Here is an 18760-nt window from a genome sequence, read left to right as displayed (position 1 = left end):
TTCCGGGCTACTTCACCGAACCCGCCATGACCCCCTGCACAAAGTGCCGCTGGAACGCGAAGAACACCACCACCGGCACCACCAGGGACACGAACGCCCCGGGCGCCAGCACATCGATGTTGCTGCCGAACTGCCGTATCTGGGACTGGAGTTCAACGGTCAACGGCTGGGAAGCACTGTCGGCGAACAGCAGCGCCACCAGCATGTCGTTCCACACCCACAGGAACTGGAAGATGGCCAGCGAGGCGATCGCGGGCCGCCCCACGGGAAGCACGAGCCGCGTGAAGATCCGCCACTCGCTGCCACCGTCCATCCGCGCCGCCTCCAGCATCTCCTTCGGCATCTCGGCGAAGTAGTTCCGCAGCAGGAACACCGCGAACGGCAGCCCGTACGCCACGTGGAAGAGGACGACGCCGGGAATCGTGCCGAACAGCCCCAGCTGACCGAAGAGTTTGGCGACCGGGAGCAGCCCGATCTGCACGGGCACCACGAGCAGCGCCACGACGACCAGGAAGAGCGCCTCGCGGCCGGGGAAGTCCAGCCAGGCGAAGGCGTACCCGGCGAGCGCCGCGAGGACGACGACCAGCAGCGTCGCCGGCACCGAGATCAGCACGGTGTTCCAGAACGCCTGGGTGATCCCGGCGTTGCCCAGCAGCGCCGAGTAGTTGTCGAAGGACAGCTGGCCGGGGCTGGCGAACACCGTCCACCAGCCGCCGCCCGCCGTTTCCTCGGCGGACCGCAGCGAGGACAGGAACAGCCCGGCCAACGGGGTCAGCCAGACCAGCCCGATCACCACGAGGAAGGCCTGCACCAGTGAGTTGCCCAGGCCCCGCCTGACCGCGTTCATCGCTGACTCCTTCGGAAGCGGCGGACGTTGAAGACCATCGCGGGGATCACCAGCAGCAGAAGCAGGACGCCCAGCGCGCTGCCCAGGCCCTGGTTGTTGCCGCCGCCGAACGACACCAGCCACATCTGCGTCGCGAGCACGGTCGCGTCCTCCTGCACCGGACCGGGCGCGATGATGTAGACGAGGTCGAAGACCTTCATCACGTTGATGACGAGCGTGATGAAGACGACCGTCAGCACCGGTGCCAGCAGCGGCACCGTGATCCTGCGGAAGATCTGCCACTCGTTCGCGCCGTCCATCCGCGCCGCCTCCAGCGCGTCCCGGGGGAGGGTCGAGAGGCCGGCACCGATCAGGACCATCGCGAAGCCGGTCCAGATCCACAGGTACGCCCCGATGATCGCCGGCGTGACGAGCGTGGGCCCGAGCCAGGAGATGCCGTCGTAGGGAGCGGCGAAGTTCGAGGCCGGCAGCCGCACCGAGTACGAGCCGTCGTCCAGCCCCTCGAAGCGGAAGGAACCGTCGGACGCCGTCGTCGCCGTGGCGACCGTTTCCCCGGCGCGCACCGCCTCGACTTTCATCTCCGGCAGCCCGTTCTCCCGCCGGTCCACCTTGCCCTGTTCCCCTCCCCCGCCGGGCGTGAAGTCGAGGTACACCACACCGCGCAGCTCACCGGCGGCGGCCTGCTGCCCTGCCGCCGAGTACGCCGGCTCGACGCCTCCCGGCAGGTCGTCCGGCAGCACACCGACCAGGCCGAGCGTCACCGCCTCACCCGGCGACACGCTCGCGCTCGTGCGGTACGAGCCGTCCGCGTCCTTCGTCAGCCCCTGCCCGTCGCGCGCCCGGGCCGTCGGATAGGTCGACGTGCCCTGGAAGGCGTCGTGCACGGAGACGGCGGCGGCGTTCAGCACGCCCTTGTCCGGGTCCTCGTCGTAGGCGAGGCGGAAGATGATGCCGGCGGCCAGGAAGGACACGGCCATCGGCATGAACAGCAGCAGCTTGAACGCGGTCGCCCAGCGGACCTTCTCCACCAGCACGGCCAGGATCAGGCCGAGGCCCGTGAGCAGGGCCGGGGCCACGACGACCCAGATCGTGGTGTTGCGGATGGCCTTGAGGGTGGCCGGGTCGCGGAACATCTCGCTGTAGTTCTCGCCGCCCACGAAACGGGTGCCGGAGGCGTCGAAGAAGCTGCGCCCGACGGAGAACAGCACGGGGTAGACGACCAGCGCGCCCAGCAGGAGCAGCGCGGGGAACACGAAGAGCAGGGCGATGATCCGGGCGCGCCGCCGCGAGCGCCGGGCACGTTCCTTGCCCGGACCCACGGCGGCCCCCCGGCTCGCCTCATTCACGAGAGTGGCGGTCATGTCCGGTCAGCCCTGGCCCTGGTACGCCTTGGCCGCCGCGGCCTCCAGCTTCGCCGCGGTGCCCTTCGGGTCCGACGGGTCGCGCAGGAAGTCCTGGAGCAGCTTCCACTCGCCTGCGCCCTTGGTGCCGCCGAAGGCCGCCGGGGCCTGGTCGGACATGTCGAAGCGCACCGAATCGCCCGCCGAGACGAGGGACTTGGCGGTCTCGCGGGTGACGTCGTCGCCGTACGACGCGAGGTCGACGTTCTTGTTCGGGGACAGGAAGCCGCCGGCCTCCGCCCACACGGCTGCGGCCTCCGGCGTCGCCAGGTACTCCAGGAGGGCCATGCCGGCCTTCTGGTTCTTGCCGTCCTTCAGGACGACGGCCGCGTCACCGCCGCTGACCACGGGCGCCTTGCCGCCGCCGACCGCCGGGAACGGGAAGAAGTTCGCGTCCTCGCCGATCTTCTTGCCGAACTGGTCCTTGGCGACGCCCGCGACGAAGTCGCCCTCGTAGACCATGCCGGCCTCGGGCTTCGGCCCGAACACCTTCTCCACCGAGCCCGGGAAGTCAGTGTTGAGGGCACCCTTCTGACCGCCCGCGATCAGCTGCTTGTCCTTGAACAGCTTGCCGAGGGTGGTGAGCGCCTCGACGACCGACGCGTCGGTCCACTTCAGCTCGTGCGAGGCGAGGGCGTCGTACTTCTCGGGTCCGGCCTGGGAGAGGTAGACGTTCTCGAACCAGTCCGTCAGCGTCCAGCCGTCCTGCCCTGCTACCGAGAAGGCGGCGAGTCCGGAGTCGGAGACGGTCTGGCCGGCCTTCAGCATGTCGTCGTACGTCTCCGGCGGCTCGACGCCCGCCTGCGTGAGGGCGTCGGGGCTGTACCAGACGGTCGACTTGTGGGCGGCCTTGAAGTAGAGGCCGTAGAGGGTGTCGTCGACGGTGCCGTAGTTCTTCCACACGGGTGCGAAGTTGGTGTCCACGGACTTCTGGGCCGCGCCGGACAGCGGCTTGAGCCAGCCGTTCTGCGCGAACTGCTTCAGCACGCCGACCTGCGGGACCATCACCACGTCGGGGGCGTTGCCGCCCTCGATCTTGCTGCCGACGACGGTGGAGACGTTGTCCCCGGTGGACGTGAACTGGGTCTTCGCGCCGGTCTTCTCGGTGAAGGCGTCCAGCACCTTCTGGAAGTTCTTCTGCTCGCTGCCGGACCAGACACCGGCCACGGTGACCGTCTGGCCGCCGAGCGCCTTGTCGCCGCCACCGGCGGAGACGTCTCCGCCGCCGCAGGCGGTCGCGCCGAGCGCCAGGACGAGTGCGGTGCAGCCGGTGAGCAGGGTGGTACGTCGTCGCATCATCGTTGATGTCCCTTCGGGGATGGGGAAACTGACGGAAAACTCAGTGGGTTCGGGACTCGGTCCCGTCGCTCGTCCACCAGGCCGCGGTGGAGCCGGGCAGGACGCCGGCCGGGCAGGGGCCGCTCGACAGCAGCGGGGTGCCGGAGACCGGCGCGGGGGTGGGAGCCGTACCGAAGTTGACGGCGCAGACGAGGCCGTCACCGCGCACGAAGGCCAGGACGCCGGGCGGGCTGTCGAGCCAGCGCAGCGTGCCCTCGCCCAACTGGGGCATTCCGGCGCGCAGTTGGAGGCCGTCGCGGTACAGGTGCCAGAAGGAGCGGGTGTCGGCGAGGGCGCGGTCGGTGGCGTACTCGGCGAAGTACTCCGGCTGCGGCAGCCACGGCTTGGCACTCTCCGCGCCGGAGGTGAAGCCGAACGGCGACGCCTGTCCCGACCACGGCAGCGGAACCCGGCAGCCGTCGCGTATGCGGGCCCGGCTGCCGGTGCGGCGGAAGATCGGGTCGGTGAGCACGTCGTCGGGAAGGTCGACGACCTCGGGCAGGCCCAGCTCCTCGCCCTGGTAGATGTACGCGGCTCCGGGCAGCGCCAGCATCAGCAGCGCGGCGGCGCGGGCGCGGGCGGCACCGAGGCCGCTGCCCTCGGGCGCGGGCTCGCCGTAGCGGGTGACGGTGCGGACCTGGTCGTGGTTGTTGAGGACCCAGGTGACCGTCGAGCCCGTGCCGGCTATGTCCTGCATGGCCTCGGAGATGACCTTGCGGAAGGCATCGGCCTCCCAGGGGGCGCTGAGCAGGTCGAAGAAGAACGCCTGGTGGAGTTCGTCGGAGCGGACGTACAGGGCGTGCTCGCGGGCGGTCGGCACGGACACCTCGCCGACGAGGAGGCGCTCACGGCCGTCTCGGGCGGTGTACTCCTCGCATATGGAGCGCCACTGGCGCCACACCGCGTGCACCTCGGGCTGGTTCCAGGCGAGCGGGTTGACCGAGTCGCGGGTGCGGGCGTCGGCCTCCGGGTCGTCGGAGTCAGGCAGCTCCGGGTGCTTGAAGAGTCCGGCGGCGACGTCGATACGGAAGCCGTCGACACCCCGGTCCAGCCAGAAGCGCAGGATCCGGTCGAACTCGGCGCCGACCTCCGGATTGCGCCAGTTCCAGTCGGGCTGCTCGGGCGTGAACATGTGCAGGTACCACTGACCGGCCTGCCCGTCCGCCTCGGTCACCCGGCTCCACGCCGGGCCGCCGAACATCGCGTGCCAGTTGTTGGGCGGCTCGGACCCTTCGGGACCACGGCCGTCGGCGAAGTGGAAGCGGGCGCGGGCCGCGCTGCCGGGCTCGGTGGCCAGCGCCTCCTCGAACCACCGGTGCTCGCCGGAGCAGTGGTTGGGGACGATGTCGAGCAGCACCTTGATGCCGAGTCGCCGTGCCGCCGCGACCAGCAGGTCGAACTCGGCGAGGTCGCCGAAGAGCGGGTCTACGTCGCAGTAGTCGGCCACGTCGTAGCCGTGGTCGGCTTGCGGGGAGGGGTAGAAGGGGCTCAGCCAGATCCCGTCGACCCCGAGCTTCTTGAGGTACGGCAGCCCCGCCCTGACCCCGGCGAGGTCACCGACACCGTCGCCGGTGCTGTCGAGGAAACTGCGGACGTAGACCTGGTAGATCACCGCGTCACGCCACCAGTGGTACTTACTCAGCATGCATGCATGTTAAGTAGCCGTTTCCGGGGGGTGTCAATGAACTGGACGGAAGCTACCGAACAGTTGACCTCGAAAACCCGGACACAACGGGACAAGATGTAGAGAGATGAGATGCTGGCGTTACCTAACAGGTAACTACTCAGCGCGCGATGGCGTCGAGCTCGCGCGCCAGCCGTCGCACGGCGGCCTCGGGCGTCTCGCGCCCGGTCATCGCATCGCGCACGACCGCCTGCACCACCAGGCTCACCTGGTCGTAGCGCGGGCTCTTGGGCCGCGGCGCGGCCGTGAGCACGCTCTCGCGCAGGGTCGGCAGATACGGGAACTCCCGGATCAGCTCCGGATCCTCATAGAGGTCGGCCCGTACGGGCGGCAGCGCGCCGCGCGTGAGGACCTGCCGTTGAACGCGCTCGCTGGTCAGATACGCCAGCAGCCGCGCGGCCGAGTCGGGGTGCTCGGTGTGCGCGCTGACGGCCAGGTTGGAGCCGCCCAGCACGCTGGTCCCGGGTCCGTCCGGCCCCGGCAACGGCACGGCGCCGATCTTCCCGGCGACGGGCGAGCCCTTGGCCGACGCGCCGACATAGGCGTACGGCCAGTTACGGAGGAACAGCAGGCGTCCGTCCTGGAAGGCCTGTTTGGACTCCTCCTCCTTGTAGGTGAGCGCCTGCTTCGGGATCCAGCCCTCGCGCACGCCCCTGGCGAGGAAGTCGATGCCGTCGCGGGCCGCCATCGAGTTCACGGTGACGCGTTCGCCCTCGTCGCCGAGGATCGAGCCGCCCGCGGAGTAGACGGCCTCGGCGGCATTGACGGTGAGGCCCTCGTACGGCAGGAACTGGCCCGCGTAGCCGTCGAGGCCGTACTCGGGCGCGACCGTCTTCGCGGCCCGTTCCAGTTCGGCCCAGGTGCGCGGCGGGTCGAGGCCCTCCTTGGCGAGGATGTCCTTGCGATACAGGAGCAGGCCGGCGTTGGTGACATACGGGACCGCGTACAGCTGTCCGTCGTAGGTCGCCGTGTCCACGACCGGTGGCAGGAAGGTGTCCAGCGGGAAGCGGTCGCGCGCGAGCGGACGGATCCAGCCGTGCGCGGCGAACTCCGAGGTCCAGCTGACGTCGATGTTGAGGATGTCGAAGCGGCCGCGCTCGCCGCCGCGCAGGTCGGTGGTCATCTGCGCGTGGGTCTCGTCGGCGGAGTCGGGCAGCTCGACGAGAGTGACCTTCTCGTCGGGGTGAGTGCGGTTCCAGCCCTCCAGCACGGAGCCGAGATAGCCGGTGAGGTCTCCTGCGGTGGCGAGGGTCAGTGGCCCCCTGCCACCCGCGGGACCCTCGTCGGCACGGGCGCCGGAGGCGGCGTAGCCGGTCAGGATCACGACGAGGACGAGAAGGCCCCTACCGGCGGCGTGGATCCACCGCATAGGTTCCTCCCTGTACACCTGGCACCGGGCGTCTTCGCCCGGGGAACAGAGGCCATGTATACCTGTTAGGTATGCGCGATACTAGGGCCTGCGGCACATTAACTCGGGAGCGGGAGGAGAGCACGAGTGCGGCTGCCCCTCCTGGCCCTGCTGGCGCGCGGCCCGGCGCATGGTTACGAGCTGAAGCAGGACCTTGAGGTACTGCTGGGCTCCGCGTACCCTCAGCCGAACGTCGGCCAGATCTATGTGACCCTCGGCCGCCTCGAGAAATCGGGACTGATAGAGGGCGAGGACGTCGAGCAGTCGAGTCGTCCCAACAAGAAGGTCTACCACCTCACCGACGCCGGGCGTGAGGCGCTGCGCGCCTGGTTCGAGGACACCGAGGACGAGCCTCGGGTGCGGGACGAGTTCTTCATGAAACTGGCTCTCGCCCCGCAGACCGGTCTCGTCGACCAGATCGCCCTGATCAACAAACAGCGGCGTCAGTACCTGAACACCATGCGTCAACTGTCGAAGCTGGCCGCCGCCGAAGACCGGGACAACCGCATCGCCCATCTGCTGATCGAGGGCGCGATGCTGCACCTTCAGGCCGACCTCGACTGGCTGGAGCGGTGCCAGGAAGAGCTGGAGGAGCTGGAGTGAGCGACGATTCCACTCCTGGGCTGCGCGCCGAGAGTCCTGTGCCGGGTGCACAGAACCCTGCGCTGCGTGCAGAGGGCCTGGTCAAGACGCATTACGGCGAGGGTGCTCCGGCGCATGCCGTGCGGGGCGTGGATCTTTCCGTCCGGCGGGGCGAGTTCGTGGCCGTCACCGGTCCGTCCGGCGCCGGCAAGTCGACCTTGCTGCATCTGCTGGGCGGGCTGCAGCGGCCGGACGGCGGGAGCATCTGGCTGGACGGCGAGTGCGCGGACCGGTGGAGCGAGGCCCGCTGGTCGGTGGAGCGCAGGAAGCGCATCGGGATCGTCTTCCAGTTCTTCAACCTGGTCTCCAACCTGTCCGTCGCCGACAATGTCGAGCTGCCCGCCCTGCTGGCCGGCGTCCCGCCGAAGCGGGCCCGCGCCGAGCGCACGGAGCTGCTGGCCGAGCTGGGCATCGCGGGCAAGGAGCGCAGCATGCCGGGCGAGCTGTCGGGCGGTGAGCAGCAGCGGGTCGCGCTGGCCAGGGCGCTGGTGAACCGGCCGCCGCTGCTGCTGGCCGACGAACCCGCCGGCAGCCTGGACAGCAAGGGCACCCGCGAGGTGATGCGGCTGCTGTCCCGGTTCCATCAGCGGGGCCAGACGATCGTGCTGGTCACGCATGACGCCCGGCTGGCGAGCGCCGCGGACCGGGTGATCAGCTTCTTCGACGGCCGGATAGCCGACGACGCGGAACTGGACGGCGGCCTGCCGCCGCGCCGGGCAGGGACCTCGGGTGTGCTGGAACTCAGGGACTGAGATGCGGCTCCACGACGATCCCTGGAAGGGCTGAGCCGTATGCGAGCCACCCTGCGCTGGGCGCACTCCGATCTGCGCACGCACCGCGGCGAAGCACTGTTCCTCGTGCTGGCCACGGCCGGCATCGTCGTCTCGCTGCTGCTGGCCACGGCCCTGTTCGGCTATGCGACCAACCCCTGGCAGCGCGTCTTCACCCAAGCGCGCGGCGCCCATGTCTGGCTGCACACCGGCGCCTCGGCCGACACCGGAAAGCTGGCCGGCCTCGACGGCGTCGAGTCCGTCGCGGGCCCCTACCCCACCGCCTCCACCACGCTCGCCTCCCGGGGCACCCGTGCCTCGGTCGAACTGCGCGGCACCCCCGAGCGCCCCGCCGTCGCCCGCCCGCTGCTCACCTCCGGCCACTGGCTGGACCCCGCGAACCCCGACGGCGTGGTGTTGGAGAGCCGACTGGCCCGCGCTCTGCTGGCCGCCCCCGGCGACACCCTCACCCTGCCCGGCACCGGCCGGACCCTCACCGTCCTCGGCATCGCCGACAGCGCCGAGCCGCGCTACCGCGCGGGCGAACAGGCGGGGCTCGTCTGGGCTCCGCCGGCCGCCGTGCGGAACACGGGCGGCCAGGTGATCGGACTGCGTCTGACCAACCCTGACGACACGGACTACGCCGTCCAGCGCGCCGTCACCGTGCTGGGCTCCGGCGCGGTCAGCGAAGTCTCCACCTGGAAGCAGGCCCGCGCCGAGGCTCAGGGCGACAACCGGCTGCTCGGGCAGGTGCTGGGGCTGTTCGGGCTGGGTGCGCTGGTCGCTGCCGGGCTGGCGGTGCACGGGGCGATCGGCACCCGGATCCGCGGCCATCTGCGGGACATCTCAGTGCTGAAGGCGATCGGCTTCACCCCGGGCCAGGTGGTCCGCGTCTTCCTGCTCCAGCACCTCGCCTACGCACTGCTGGGTGCCGTGGCCGCCGCGACCGTCATCCAGGCCCTGGGCAGCCTGATCCCGGGGCGGCTCGGGGACGCGGTCGGGGTGTGGCAGGGGCTGCCGGGACACACCGTGGCGCTGTTCGCGGTGCCGGTCGGTGCGGTGCTGTTCATCGGCGCGACCACGGGGCTCGCGGCCTGGCGGGCGGGGCGGGTGCCGCCGGTGCCCGTGCCGCGGCGTGCGGCTCCGCTCGGGGGGCGACTGTCGGGTGCGGCCCGGCAGGCGCTCGGGCTGCGGCTGCCGCCCGCGCTGGTGCTGGGCTGGCACCGGGCGTTCACACGGCGGCTGCGGTCGCTGGCCACGGTCGCGCGCCTCGCTCTGCCGCTGCTGCTGATCGTGGTGGCGATGAGCGCGTGGACCACCATCGACCGCTTCGACAGCCGCCCCGAACAGATCGGCCTGCCGACCGCCCTCACGGTCCACGCCGCCGGTCTCGCCGACCCCGACGCCCGCACCCTGCTCGAACGCGACCCGCAGGTCGCCGCCGCCTATCCGGGCGTCGAGGTGGCCGCCCTGGTCCCGGGCCAGACGGCCACGATCGCCCTGCGCGGCCTCGGCACCCACCAGGACCCCTACCCGTACGCCCTGGCCGAGGGCCGCACCGCGCTGGGCCGCGACGAGGCGGTCGCCGGGCAGGGGTTGCTGGAGCTGCTGGACGTCAAGGTCGGCGACTGGGTGCGGATGACGGTCGGCGACCAGCCGCAGATCCTGCACATCGTGGGCCGCAGCATCGAGCCGGAGAACGCCGGCCGGGTCATCTCCACCTCCCTCGACACCCTGCGCGAGAACGACCCCGGCCTCGGCCCCACCCTCTACGAGCTGCGGCTGCGCCCCGGCGCGGACCCGGCCGAGGTCGCCGACCGGCTGGCCGACGCCGGGCAGGGACGTCTGGACGTGCACGCCGTACCGAACCCCGCCGACGGGCTGTCTCCCCTGCGCGGAGTCGTCGTGGGCCTGATCGCCGTGCTGGCCCTGATCGGGCTCATCGAGCTGCTGACCGCGATCGGCGGCACCGTCCGCGAGGGCGAGCGCGACCTGCTGGCCCTGAAGGCCATCGGCCTCTCCCCACGGCAGATCACCGCGATCACCGTCACATCCACCGCCTTCACCGCCCTGGCCGCGGCCGTCATCGGCACGGCCGTGGGCGTACCGCTCGGGCACTGGCTGATCGACTCCCAGGGCAGATCGAGCGGCATCGGCGCGGGGATCGCCCAGGGACCGCCCGCGGTTCTCCTGCTGTTGCTCGGCACGGCGGCCGTCACCGGCGCGGCCGCCCTGGCCGCGGTCCCGGCGTCCCGCGCGGCCCGCCGCCGCCTCGCGGACACGCTGAGCGCGGCCGCCTGAGCGACGCCGACGGGGCCGCCTGGTTCCGCGAGGTCAGCCGCCGTAGGGCCCAGGGCCCTGGGGTTGCTGCGGGTTGTACGGAGGCGGGGCCGGCGGGTTGTACGGAGGCTGCGGGGCGTACGGATTCTGCGGGCCCGGCGCGTAGCGGTAGTACGGGTTGCCCTGCGGCGGCACGAAGCCGTTCGGTGCGTGCGGCGGTGGCGGCGGGGTCGAGGGCGGCGGCGGTGTGGGTGTCGGCAGCGGCGGCAGGGTGGCCGGATGATCCGCCAGTCGGATGCCGTACCGGCTCTTCAGGCGGCCCATCTCCAGCAGGGCGATCGTCGTGACCGTCACCGGGGCGCCCAGGATGAAGAAGACGCCCATGGCGAGGCCGAGCCCGTGCAGGTCACCCGTGATGAGATCGGGGATGGCCATGAGCCATGTCGTCACCGTGGCCAGCAGCGGCGGCAGACAGCGGTGCACGACCGCGGTGCCGAAGAAGTTCCCCGAGATCCGGTAGGCACCGGCGATCACGAAGAACGCCATCCAGAGCCCCACGAGGCTGAACAGCAGGCCACCGAGTGTCCCGAGGGAGCCGGCCATTTGGAAGATCAGCACCGTCCCGAGCGCCGAGCCGATGAACAGCAGCAGCAACTTCAGCGACCTGACCAGCGGCTCCTTCAGCTGCCCCACCGTGCCGGCGCCGGAGCGCTGCCACAGGTAGAGCATCACGCCGACCGTGAGCGGTGTGATGAACAGCAGGACCAGACTGGCGGTCGCCGCGTTGTCCAGCATCTCGTCGAAGGCGAACCCGCCTTCGACGAAGGTGTAGACACCGAACGCCGCGACCGCGCCGGCGATGACCCGCACGCGCTTGAGGGCGTCCACCGAAGGATCCAGCGACTGAGGGATCCAGGTCGGGTGGAACACCGCCCGCGCCACGTGATGAGGCTTCAGGAACGACCGGGCGGTCAGCGTGCCGCCGGTCCAACTCCCTTGTGGGTACGTCAACTTGCACTCCCCCGAGTGATCGTTGTCATGATCAGCGAGGGATTCTACGGGAAGCGGACGGCCACGCGCCGCCCGCTTTCCGCATCAGCCGTCACTACCGGCCGCGCAGCTCGCGGTACTTGGCGACGAGCGCCTTCGTCGAAGCGTCCAGCCCCGGCACCTCGGCACCCTCGGTCAGCGCGGGCTCGACCCGCCTGGCGAGGACCTTGCCGAGCTCCACTCCCCACTGGTCGAAGGAGTCGATGTTCCACACCGCGCCCTGCACGAACACCTTGTGCTCGTACAGCGCGATCAACTGGCCCAGCACGGAGGGCGTCAGCTCGCGCGCGAGGATCGTGGTCGTCGGGTGGTCGCCCTTGAACGTCTTGTGGGTCACCAGCTCCTGAGGCACCCCCTCTGCACGGACCTCCTGAGGCGTCTTGCCGAACGCCAGCGCCTGCGTCTGCGCGAAGAAGTTCGCCATCAACAGGTCGTGCTGCGCCTTGAGCTCGTCGCTCATCTCGGCGACCGGCTCGGCGAAGCCGATGAAGTCCGCCGGGATCAGCTTGGTGCCCTGGTGGATCAGCTGGTAGTACGCGTGCTGGCCGTTGGTGCCCGGCGTGCCCCACACCACCGGCCCGGTCTGCCAGTCGACCTCGCGCCCGTCCCGGCCGACGTACTTGCCGTTGGACTCCATGTCCAGCTGCTGGAGATACGCGGTGAACTTGGACAGGTAGTGGCTGTACGGCAGCACCGCGTGCGACTGGGCGTCGTGGAAGTTGCCGTACCAGATGCCCAGCAGGCCGAGCAGCAGCGGCACGTTGGCCTCGGCGGGCGCGGTGCGGAAGTGCTCGTCGACGGTCCGGAAACCGTCGAGCATCTCCCGGAAGCGGTCCGGGCCGATGGCGATCATCAGCGACAGGCCGATCGCCGAGTCGTAGGAGTAGCGTCCGCCGACCCAGTCCCAGAACTCGAACATGTTGACCGGGTCGATGCCGAAGTCGGTGACCTTCTCGGCGTTCGTCGACAAAGCGACGAAGTGCTTGGCGACGGCCTCCGGTCCGGCCTTCAGCTCGCCCAGCAGCCAGTTGCGCGCTGACGTGGCGTTGGTGATCGTCTCGATCGTGGTGAACGTCTTGGACGCGATGACGAACAGCGTCTCGGCCGCGTCCAGGTCGCGGGTGGCCTCGTGCAGGTCGGCCCCGTCGACGTTCGACACGAAGCGGACGGTCAGGTCGCGGTCGGTGAAGCTGCGCAGCACCTCGTATGCCATCGCCGGGCCGAGGTCGGAGCCGCCGATACCGACGTTGACCACGGTCTTGATCCGCTTGCCGGTGTGGCCGGTCCAGGCGCCGGAGCGGACCCGCTCGGCGAAGTCGGCCATCTTGTCGAGAACGGCGTGCACCCCCGGGACGACGTTCTCCCCGTCGACCTCGATCACCGCCTCGCGCGGGGCCCGCAGCGCGGTGTGCAGGACGGCGCGGTCCTCGGTGGTGTTGATCTTCTCGCCGCGGAACATGGCGTCCCGCAGCCCGAACACGTCCGTCGCTGCGGCCAGCTCGCGCAGCAGCCGCAGCGTCTCGTCGGTGACCAGGTGCTTGGAGTAGTCGATGTGCAGGTCGCCGACCTGGAGGGTGTAGCCCGAGCCGCGCCCCGGTTCGGCGGCGAACAGCTCCCGCAGCCGCACTTCGCCGAGCTCCTCGCGGTGCTTGGCCAGCGCGGTCCACTCGGGCGTCTGGTTGAGCCTGGTACGGCCGTCTGCGTTCATGTCCGACTTCAGCCTTCTTTCGTGCCTGTCCCAGCTGTTCCAACCTAATTGATCAACGCGGGACGCGAGCTGTCATGTCGTCGTCGTCCGGCGCAACAACAGGTACGTCCGTCTTGCCCGCGGGTATCAGCGCGGCGAGGGCCAGCACGAAAAAGGCCGCTGTGAGCAGGGGCGGGGTGTTCAGGCCCCAGGCGGTGGCGGCACCGCCGCCCAGCAGGGCGCCGAGCGGCACCCCGGCGAAGGCCAGGGTCCGGAAGGCCGAGGCCACCCGGCCCAGCAGCTCGACGGGAGTGCGCTGCTGCATGAGCGTCGTCGTGTTGACGTTCCACACCATGCCCATGAAGCCGAAGACGACCAGCGCCGCCAGCAGCACGGCCAGGCTGCGCACGGTGCCCATGACGATCAGCGCCCCGGTCTGCACGGCGCCCGCGATCAGCACGGCCCGCACCCGGCCCAGCCGCCGCACGATCCGGTCGTTCGCCACTCCCCCGGCCAGCCCGCCGACGGTGAACGCGGCACCCGCCGCCGCGTACCCCGCGGCGCCGGCGCCCAGCCAACCGGTCACCAGGACGACCAGGGTGGCGAGCTGGGCGCCCATGCCGATGTTGCACAGGGCGGTGGCGGCGCACAGGCCTCTCAGGGCCCGGTCGTGCCACAGGGTGCGCAGTCCTTGCGCGATCTCCCGGCGCAGGGTGCTGCCCGCCGCGGCCGGCCCCCGCTCGGGCGCCCCGGTCCGCAGCGAGGCGACCAGCGCGGCGGCGACCAGGAAGGTCGCGGCGTCGGCGGCGAAGGGGGCGGCGGCCCCCGCGGCCAGCAGCACCGGCACGATCGGGCCGCCCACCAGTCCGCCCGCGATGCGCTGCCCGGTCATCAGCCGGGCGTTCGCGCTGCCGAGCGCGGCACGGTCCACCAGGGCGGGAAGCAGGGCCGTGGAGGCGTTGTCGAACAGGGTCTGGAGCGCGGTCAGGGTGAAGGCGAGCGCGATGAGCAGGCCGATCGAGGCGTGCCCCAGCGCCACGACCACGGCGAACGCGCCGACCAGCAGTGCCCGTAACGCGTCCACCGTCCACATGGCGCGCCGCTGGTCCACCCGGTCGGCGACGGCGCCGCCGAGCAGCCCGAAGACGATCCACGGCAGATAGCCGCAGGCGGTGACCGTGGCGATCAGCAGCGGCCGGTCCGTCACCGTCACGGCGAGGAGCGGCAGGGCAGCCGTACGCAGGGAGTCACCGAAGCTGGAGAGCACGGCGGCGCTCCACAGCCGTCCGAATCCACCGCGCCATGCCGGGGCACGCCCGCCCACCGTCTCAGCCGTCGCCAAGGCTCCCCCTCCCGGTCCGTCGATACGAAAGATCGATACACAAACCGTAGAGGGCGCCACTGACAATCGGCCCCGGAGCGGGAGTCCGGCGCTGCGTCGGACGGGTCCGGCCAGGCACCCACGGGTACCCGGCCGGTCCTCAACTCCTAGATCTCGCCCCGCAGTTTGGCGAGCGCCTCGGCGAGGATCGCCTCGCCGTCCGCGTCACTGCGCCGCTCCCGTACATACGCGAGGTGCGTCTTGTAGGGCTCGGTGCGCGGCGGGTCCGGCGGGTTGTCCCGGTCCTGTCCGGCGGGAAAGCCGCAGCGCGGGCAGTCCCAGGTTTCGGGAACCTGCGCGTCGCTGGCGAAGCTGGGCTGCGTTTCGTGCCCGTTGGAGCACCAGAAGGAGATGCGCAGCCGGGGCGCGGACTCGCCCCGCTCGGCCTCGCCCATCGGCCCCGCCCCGACCCGGCTTCCTCGGATCGCGTTGCCACTTGCCACGGTCGTAACTCCCTGCGTGATGGTGCCGCAAAGCGAGTCGGCGTTTCGCTTCGCTGCGAGCGCCTCAGTCTACGTAAGGCCCAACGCGCGTCCAGTGATTGGAGTTACATAGCCCCACACCAAGACGCAAGCCCCATGATAGGCCGCGCTCAGCTGCGCGTACCGAACATGGGGCCTTACGTGTGGATTGTGCGTGCCGGTCAGTTGTTGACCTTCATCATGATGCCGAGCACGACAATGCACGCGAACCACAGCAGACCGACCACGATGGTGATCCGGTCGAGGTTGCGCTCGGCGACCGAGGAGCCGCCGACGGACGACTGCATGCCGCCACCGAACATGTCGGAGAGACCGCCGCCCTTGCCCTTGTGCATCAGCACCAGCAGCATCATCAGCCCGCTGAAGACGAGCAGGGCGATCGAGAACCCCATAACCACGGCTGGACCAACTTCCTCGGATCTGGATGGACGACAGGGGCACAGCCACAGGGCTATGCCCCCGCAAGGGTACGACGTTCCGCGCTTAGCGCATACTCACTGGTCGCGGAACCGTACGATCTTGACGAACTCGTCGGCGTCCAGCGAGGCACCGCCGACCAAGGCGCCGTCGATGTCGGCCTGGGACATGATCTCGGCGACGTTGCCCGACTTCACGGAGCCGCCGTACTGGATGCGGACCTTGTCGGCGAGGTCCTGCGTGTACAGCTCGGCGACCTTGCCGCGGATCGCGGCGCAGACCTCCTGGGCGTCCTCGGCGCCGCAGACCTTGCCGGTGCCGATGGCCCACACGGGCTCGTAGGCGATCACGATCGTCTCGGCCTGCTCGGCCGGGAGGTCCTTCAGACCGCCCTCGACCTGGGCGAGGGTGTGGGAGACGTGGTTGCCCGCCTCGCGGACCTCCAGCTCCTCGCCGACGCACATGATCGGGGTGAGGCCGTGCTTGTACGCGGCCTTGACCTTGGCGTTGACGACCTCGTCCGTCTCGGCGTGGTACTGGCGGCGCTCGGAGTGGCCGATCGCCACGTACGTGCACTTCAGCTTGGCCAGCATCGGGCCGGAGATCTCGCCGGTGTAGGCACCGGAGTCGTGCGCCGAGATGTCCTGGGCGCCGTACTTGATCTTCAGCTTGTCGCCGTCGACCAGGGTCTGCACGGAGCGCAGGTCGGTGAAGGGCGGCAGGACGGCGACCTCGACGGCGTCGTAGTCCTTGTCGGCCAGGGCGAAGGCGAGCTTCTGGACGTGCGCGATGGCCTCGAGGTGGTTGAGGTTCATCTTCCAGTTGCCCGCCATCAGCGGCGTGCGCGTGCTCATAAAGGGTCAGTCCTCCAGTGCGGCGAGGCCGGGGAGCGTCTTGCCCTCGAGGTATTCGAGGGAGGCGCCGCCACCGGTCGAGATGTGGCCGAATGCCGTCTCGTCGAAGCCCAGGGTGCGGACGGCCGCGGCGGAGTCGCCACCGCCGACCACGGTGAAGCCCTTGGACTCGACGAGGGCCTGGGCGACCGCCTTGGTGCCCTCGGCGTAGTCGGGGTGCTCGAAGACGCCCATGGGGCCGTTCCAGAAGACGGTGCCGGCGTCGGCGAGCTTCGAGGCGTACAGCGTGCGGGTCTCCGGACCGATGTCCAGGCCCTCCTGGTCGGCGGGGATGGCGTCCGCGGCGACGGTCGTGGGGTTGGCCGGGGCCTTGGTCTTCAGGTCCGGGAACTCGCCGGCGACCAGGACGTCGACCGGCAGGACGATTTCGACGCCGCTCTTCTCGGCGCGCTCCATGTACTCGGTGACGGCCGGGATCTGGTCCGCCTGGAGGAGGGAGATGCCGACCTCGTAGCCCTTGGCCTTGAGGAAGGTGTACGCCATGCCGCCGCCGATGAGCAGCCGGTCGGCCTTGGCGAGCAGCTGGTCGATGACGGCGAGCTTGTCGGAGACCTTGGCGCCGCCGAGCGCGACGACGTACGGCCGCTTGACGTCCTCGGTGAGCTTCTTCAGGACAGCGACCTCGTTCGCGATGAGGTAGCCGGCGTAGTGCGGCAGGCGCGCCGGGAGGTCGTACACCGACGCGTGCCCCCGGTGCACCGCGCCGAAGCCGTCACCGACGTAGACGTCGGCGAGGGCGGCCAGCTGGTCGGCGAAGGCGGCGCGCTCGGCGTCGTCCTTGCTCGTCTCGCCGGCGTTGAAGCGGAGGTTCTCGATGACCGCGACCTGGCCGTCGGCGAGGCCGGCGACGACGGCCTGGGCGGACTCGCCGACCGTGTCGGTCGCGAACGCCACGTCGGCGCCGAGGAGTTCACCGAGGCGCGCGGCGGCAGAGGCCAGGGAGAAGGCGGGGTCCGGGGCGCCCTTGGGGCGGCCCAGGTGCGAGGCGACGACCACGCGTGCGCCCGCCTCGGCCAGGGCCTTGACGGTGGGCAGCACGGCGCGGATGCGGCCGTCGTCGGTGATGGTGGTGCCGTCCAGCGGCACGTTCAGGTCGGCGCGGACGAAGACCCGCCGGCCCGCGACTCCTTCGGCGAGGAGTTCGTCGATCGTCTTCATGGAAGGGGACTCCCGAGGAGGGTTCGTGATGCTCGGATCGCCAGTGATCCTAAGAGGGCTGGTCTGCACGTGAGTCAGGGCCCGGGCGGCGCGTCCCTGCGCCGCCCGAGCCCTGCCCTCACATCAAGGTGCTGCTCTGCCGATCAGAGCTGGTTGCCGACGAAGACCGTCAGGTCGACGAGGCGGTTGGAGTAGCCCCACTCGTTGTCGTACCAGCCGAGGATCTTCACCGAGTTGCCCTCCTGGACCATGGTCAGGGAGGAGTCGAAGGTGCAGGAGGCCGGGTCGCTGACGATGTCCGAGGAGACGATCGGGTCCTCGGTGTACGACAGGTAGCCCGCCAGGTCGCCGTCCTCGGAGGCCTTCTTGAACGCGGCGTTGACCTCGTCCTTGGTGACCTCGCGCTGGAGCGTCACGACCAGGTCGGTGGCCGAGCCGGTCGGGACCGGGACGCGCATCGCGATGCCGTCGAGCTTGCCCTTGAGCTGCGGGAGGACCAGGGCGGTGGCCTTCGCGGCGCCCGTCGTGGTCGGGATGATGTTCTCGGCGGCGGCGCGGGCGCGACGCAGGTCCGAGTGCGGGAAGTCCAGGATGCGCTGGTCGTTCGTGTACGCGTGGACCGTCGTCATCAGACCCTTGACGATGCCGAAGTTCTCGTCCAGAACCTTGGCCATCGGCGCCACACAGTTGGTGGTGCAGGAGGCGTTGGAGATGACGTGGTGGTTCGCCGCGTCGTACTTGTCCTGGTTGACGCCCATCACGATGGTGATGTCCTCATCCTTGGCCGGAGCCGAGATGAGGACCTTCTTGGCGCCGCCGGCGAGGTGCTTGGCGGCGTCGGCCTTCTTCGTGAAGATGCCGGTGGACTCGATGACGATGTCGACGCCCAGCTCGCCCCACGGGATGTCGGCGGGGTTGCGCTCGGAGAGGACCTTGATGGTGTGTCCGTCGACCGTGATGGTGTCGGCGGTGTGGGTGACCTCGTGCTTGAGGCGGCCCAGAATCGTGTCGTACTTCAGCAGGTGAGCGGTGGTCGCGGTGTCACCCAGGTCGTTGACAGCCACGATCTCGATGTCTGCACCCTGCTCCAGCAGCGCGCGGAAGTAGTTGCGACCGATACGACCGAAGCCGTTGATGCCTACGCGGATCGTCACGAACCGATCTCCTCGTTGGTACGCCGGCCATGCGGTGCCGGCGAGCTCTATTTGGGATGTCCCCGACCGCCTACGACCCTACCTCCCTGAAGCCTCCGTGGTGACATCCAGATGCCTCATACACGGCGAGGCGGTCCGTACCCGCCAG

The 18760-nt window shown here is 70.2% G+C and carries 16 protein-coding genes; 3 read left to right on the top strand and 13 right to left on the bottom strand.

The genetic code is table 11. The annotated features are described in order from the left end of the window. Window positions 1-7: 7 nt before the first annotated feature. From EAO75_RS21470 to EAO75_RS21450, 5 genes are all read right to left on the bottom strand, one after another. Window positions 8-847, bottom strand: a complete 840-nt coding sequence (locus tag EAO75_RS21470; RefSeq protein WP_147996683.1) for a carbohydrate ABC transporter permease — start codon at window positions 845-847, stop codon at window positions 8-10. Next, window positions 844-2208, bottom strand: coding sequence for an ABC transporter permease subunit (locus EAO75_RS21465; protein WP_147996682.1), 1365 nt, complete (start codon window positions 2206-2208; stop codon window positions 844-846). Before EAO75_RS21465 ends, EAO75_RS21470 begins: the two co-directional genes overlap by 4 nt. A gap of 6 nt (window positions 2209-2214) precedes the next feature. Then, on the bottom strand, window positions 2215-3546 hold the full coding sequence (locus EAO75_RS21460; protein WP_147996681.1) for an ABC transporter substrate-binding protein: 1332 nt from the start codon (window positions 3544-3546) through the stop codon (window positions 2215-2217). Between the two features lie 40 nt (window positions 3547-3586). Next, entirely contained in the window at window positions 3587-5230 is a 1644-nt protein-coding gene (locus EAO75_RS21455; protein ID WP_187284532.1) for a glycoside hydrolase family 13 protein, read from the bottom strand. A 139-nt stretch (window positions 5231-5369) separates the two neighbouring features. After that, window positions 5370-6638 carry an ABC transporter substrate-binding protein gene (locus EAO75_RS21450; RefSeq protein ID WP_147996680.1) on the bottom strand — a complete coding sequence of 423 codons (1269 nt, stop codon included), beginning with the start codon at window positions 6636-6638 and terminating at the stop codon, window positions 5370-5372. Window positions 6639-6764: 126 nt separating this feature from the next. On the opposite strand from EAO75_RS21450, the gene EAO75_RS21445 reads away from it, so the two are divergent. From EAO75_RS21445 to EAO75_RS21435, 3 genes are read left to right on the top strand one after another with little or no spacing between them, the layout of a single operon-like run. Then, window positions 6765-7280 carry a PadR family transcriptional regulator gene (locus EAO75_RS21445; RefSeq protein ID WP_147996679.1) on the top strand — a complete coding sequence of 172 codons (516 nt, stop codon included), beginning with the start codon at window positions 6765-6767 and terminating at the stop codon, window positions 7278-7280. Next, complete coding sequence (locus tag EAO75_RS21440; protein ID WP_410092466.1) at window positions 7277-8071, top strand: ABC transporter ATP-binding protein; 795 nt, start codon at window positions 7277-7279, stop codon at window positions 8069-8071. Before EAO75_RS21445 ends, EAO75_RS21440 begins: the two co-directional genes overlap by 4 nt. A 39-nt stretch (window positions 8072-8110) precedes the next feature. Continuing rightward, entirely contained in the window at window positions 8111-10390 is a 2280-nt protein-coding gene (locus EAO75_RS21435; protein ID WP_147996678.1) for an ABC transporter permease, read from the top strand. Between the two features lie 33 nt (window positions 10391-10423). Here EAO75_RS21435 and EAO75_RS21430 read toward each other — a convergent pair whose 3' ends face one another. From EAO75_RS21430 to gap, 8 genes are all read right to left on the bottom strand, one after another. After that, window positions 10424-11380 carry a hypothetical protein gene (locus tag EAO75_RS21430; RefSeq protein WP_147996677.1) on the bottom strand — a complete coding sequence of 319 codons (957 nt, stop codon included), beginning with the start codon at window positions 11378-11380 and terminating at the stop codon, window positions 10424-10426. Between the two features lie 94 nt (window positions 11381-11474). Beyond that, window positions 11475-13127, bottom strand: coding sequence for a glucose-6-phosphate isomerase (gene pgi / locus EAO75_RS21425; protein WP_147996676.1), 1653 nt, complete (start codon window positions 13125-13127; stop codon window positions 11475-11477). 52 nt (window positions 13128-13179) lie between these two features. Further along, entirely contained in the window at window positions 13180-14448 is a 1269-nt protein-coding gene (locus EAO75_RS21420; protein ID WP_147996675.1) for an MFS transporter, read from the bottom strand. A gap of 146 nt (window positions 14449-14594) precedes the next feature. Continuing rightward, window positions 14595-14930 (bottom strand): RNA polymerase-binding protein RbpA, encoded by a 336-nt coding sequence (locus tag EAO75_RS21415; RefSeq protein WP_003976875.1) that lies wholly within the window; start codon window positions 14928-14930, stop codon window positions 14595-14597. 200 nt (window positions 14931-15130) lie between these two features. After that, entirely contained in the window at window positions 15131-15361 is a 231-nt protein-coding gene (gene secG / locus EAO75_RS21410) for a preprotein translocase subunit SecG (protein ID WP_147996674.1), read from the bottom strand. A 102-nt stretch (window positions 15362-15463) separates the two neighbouring features. Beyond that, the gene (gene tpiA, locus EAO75_RS21405; protein ID WP_147996673.1) at window positions 15464-16240 is read right to left on the bottom strand and encodes a triose-phosphate isomerase; all 777 of its coding nucleotides are present in this window, start codon (window positions 16238-16240) and stop codon (window positions 15464-15466) included. A 6-nt stretch (window positions 16241-16246) separates the two neighbouring features. Further along, window positions 16247-17458 (bottom strand): phosphoglycerate kinase, encoded by a 1212-nt coding sequence (locus EAO75_RS21400; RefSeq protein ID WP_147996672.1) that lies wholly within the window; start codon window positions 17456-17458, stop codon window positions 16247-16249. A 143-nt stretch (window positions 17459-17601) separates the two neighbouring features. Further along, the gene (gap, locus tag EAO75_RS21395) at window positions 17602-18612 is read right to left on the bottom strand and encodes a type I glyceraldehyde-3-phosphate dehydrogenase (RefSeq protein ID WP_147996671.1); all 1011 of its coding nucleotides are present in this window, start codon (window positions 18610-18612) and stop codon (window positions 17602-17604) included. Between the last annotated feature and the right edge of the window lie 148 nt (window positions 18613-18760).

Source organism: Streptomyces sp. UW30 (genome assembly GCF_008042075.1).
Classification (GTDB): Bacteria; Actinomycetota; Actinomycetes; order Streptomycetales; family Streptomycetaceae; genus Streptomyces.
Note: the sequence above shows the minus strand (reverse complement) of the source record. Positions and strands in the feature narration are given on the sequence as shown.

Excerpts from the sequence above, each read along its gene's own strand:
- EAO75_RS21470 (WP_147996683.1), bottom strand. The coding sequence starts at position 847 with ATGAACGCGGTCAGGCGGGGCCTGGGCAACTCACTGGTGCAGGCCTTC.
- EAO75_RS21465 (WP_147996682.1), bottom strand. The coding sequence starts at position 2,208 with ATGACCGCCACTCTCGTGAATGAGGCGAGCCGGGGGGCCGCCGTGGGT.
- EAO75_RS21460 (WP_147996681.1), bottom strand. The coding sequence starts at position 3,546 with ATGATGCGACGACGTACCACCCTGCTCACCGGCTGCACCGCACTCGTC.
- EAO75_RS21455 (WP_187284532.1), bottom strand. The coding sequence starts at position 5,230 with ATGCTGAGTAAGTACCACTGGTGGCGTGACGCGGTGATCTACCAGGTC.
- EAO75_RS21450 (WP_147996680.1), bottom strand. The coding sequence starts at position 6,638 with ATGCGGTGGATCCACGCCGCCGGTAGGGGCCTTCTCGTCCTCGTCGTG.
- EAO75_RS21435 (WP_147996678.1), top strand. The coding sequence starts at position 8,111 with ATGCGAGCCACCCTGCGCTGGGCGCACTCCGATCTGCGCACGCACCGC.
- pgi (WP_147996676.1), bottom strand. The coding sequence starts at position 13,127 with ATGAACGCAGACGGCCGTACCAGGCTCAACCAGACGCCCGAGTGGACC.
- secG (WP_147996674.1), bottom strand. The coding sequence starts at position 15,361 with ATGGGGTTCTCGATCGCCCTGCTCGTCTTCAGCGGGCTGATGATGCTG.
- tpiA (WP_147996673.1), bottom strand. The coding sequence starts at position 16,240 with ATGAGCACGCGCACGCCGCTGATGGCGGGCAACTGGAAGATGAACCTC.
- EAO75_RS21400 (WP_147996672.1), bottom strand. The coding sequence starts at position 17,458 with ATGAAGACGATCGACGAACTCCTCGCCGAAGGAGTCGCGGGCCGGCGG.